The organism is Vibrio marinisediminis, from assembly GCF_014050145.1.
Classification (GTDB): Bacteria; Pseudomonadota; Gammaproteobacteria; order Enterobacterales; family Vibrionaceae; genus Vibrio; species Vibrio marinisediminis.
The window spans coordinates 1-1,468 of sequence record NZ_JACFYF010000039.1 but is presented as its reverse complement, the minus strand read 5'-3'; the positions used below and the strand labels follow the sequence as shown (position 1 = coordinate 1,468).

Here is a 1,468-nt window from a genome sequence, read left to right as displayed (position 1 = left end):
TTTAGTTGCAGCTAAAGTCTGGGTCTCACCTTACCCTGATTCGTGAGTTATTATCCATACAAAGCATTTAAGACGGATTCTCAACGCTTGGCAATTTCAGCTTAGGTCAGCTTCAGTGTTGTATGTGGCAAGGTTTAGGGGTGAGTGGTCGCGTTGTTCACCACTTAATGCGGCGTTAAGTTTCTGGAGAAACAATGAAGTACGATGATTTAGGTGATGGTTGGTCAAAAGTGACGGTATTAAACCCAGAAACTTCAGATTTTTACAATCGCTATTACTATAAGCGAGTCAAAGCAAAAAGAGTTGAAATTACAACACCTAAAGCACAGGTTTTAGCTTCATATACTTTGATTGAAAAAGATTTGCGCAGTGTTGCTGTGTGGCTCAATGAAATAGAGTCAATGATGAAAGCAGATGTAAAACTTGTTCAAGACCCAAAGAACAGAAAGTCTGATCATGATCGGACGAGATATAATTTAATTAAAGGGTTGTTTGTAGCAGCATTAACTTTTTATGCGAAGTGTTTCGCTACCTGTGAAGGTCGAAAGGTCAAACTTGAAAAGAAGAATCTTGATGAAGATTTTCGAAAGAAGCACCAATCTGCGATTGATATGCGAAACAACTTTGCCGCACATAGTGGGGCGGAGAAGGTAGAAAAAGTCAAAGTTGTACTGGCTTTGGATACAAAACGAAGAAAAGGGGCTGTTCCTTACTTTACTCGTGAGTTAGGACAACCGGATACATATACGTTAGAAAATCTCGCTGAGTTTCGTGGCTTAGTTGAACATGTGAAGTCTTTTGTTGACGGAAAAATTGATACTTTGAATAAAAAAGTACTAGAAGACGACATTATTTCAAAAGGCGGAGACTATTGGTACAAAGAAACTTAACAAAGCATTTAAGAGTGATTCCCAACGCTTGGTATTTTTCATTTCACCGCAGGGTTTAGCGTTTACGGTGGTATGGTTAAGTTTCGTGGTAGCGTTGCTAACACCTTAATGCGGCGTTAGTTGCATAGTGGGTAGTTGTAATCTTTAGGGTGTATAAATGAGTAATCGAGCATACTTAGTTTTCTGTATCGGAGTATTTGGGTTGTTTGTTGCCGTGAGTGCACTAAAAAAAGAAGAGTACTTTTCAGGTAGTATCTACTCAGCTGAATGTGTAGAAACAGGGAAATCAGAAATTTCCGTTGCACTAACGGTAGTTGATGGGAATAAAAAAGGAACGTTCCATTTCGGTCTGAATGATTATTTATGCCGAGACTCTCTCGTTTTTTTTAAATCTGGCAGCAACGTAAATATTAAATTTAAGTCAATAAATGGCTGGTTCCATAATGTTGAACAAATTAGTTTAGATGGTAAGAATCTACGTTTGCGTGGTCACTAATTGTGCATGTTATGCAACTAACAAGAGACTATGGCGTCAATAGTTAATTTTTGGCGCTATCTGCATCCCACATACAGCCATC

The 1,468-nt window shown here is 38.6% G+C and carries 2 protein-coding genes; both read left to right on the top strand.

Annotation, left to right across the window (positions count from 1 at the left end):
- Positions 1 to 194: 194 nt before the first annotated feature.
- Positions 195 to 890, top strand: a complete 696-nt coding sequence (locus H2O73_RS20220) for a hypothetical protein (protein WP_182110723.1) — start codon at positions 195 to 197, stop codon at positions 888 to 890.
- 157 nt (positions 891 to 1,047) lie between these two features.
- Positions 1,048 to 1,386, top strand: a complete 339-nt coding sequence (locus tag H2O73_RS20215) for a hypothetical protein (RefSeq protein WP_182110722.1) — start codon at positions 1,048 to 1,050, stop codon at positions 1,384 to 1,386.
- Positions 1,387 to 1,468: the final 82 nt, after the last annotated feature.

Bases quoted from the DNA above. Each gene is read 5' to 3' on its own strand.
- H2O73_RS20220 (WP_182110723.1), top strand. From the start codon at position 195: ATGAAGTACGATGATTTAGGTGATGGTTGGTCAAAAGTGACGGTATTA.
- H2O73_RS20215 (WP_182110722.1), top strand. From the start codon at position 1,048: ATGAGTAATCGAGCATACTTAGTTTTCTGTATCGGAGTATTTGGGTTG.